1 tRNA gene is annotated in these 245 nt (G+C 49.0%); it reads right to left on the bottom strand.

Annotated features, from left to right (window positions below):
* Positions 1-102 precede the first annotated feature (102 nt).
* Positions 103-178 (bottom strand) — tRNA-Glu (locus FDX14_RS06070).
* Positions 179-245 lie beyond the last annotated feature (67 nt).

Below are 245 nucleotides of genomic sequence, written 5' to 3' on the forward strand. Positions count from 1 at the left end.
TTCAGCTTGATCCAGATTTTTAAAGAGCAAATATCTCAAACATCACCCGAAGATGAGTTTTGAGATATCAGGGTACGCGTCTTTCACTCACGAACCAGCAAGTGGCGTCCCCTAGGGGATTCGAACCCCTGTTACCGCCGTGAAAGGGCGGTGTCCTGGGCCTCTAGACGAAGGGGACACTGAAGTCTCAATCGCAAGACGCCTTGCTATTCACTTTTCATCAGACAATCTGTGTGAGCACTACA

Origin of the sequence: Citrobacter sp. wls710, assembly GCF_005281115.1 — a bacterium.
Classification (GTDB): domain Bacteria; phylum Pseudomonadota; class Gammaproteobacteria; order Enterobacterales; family Enterobacteriaceae; genus Citrobacter; species Citrobacter werkmanii.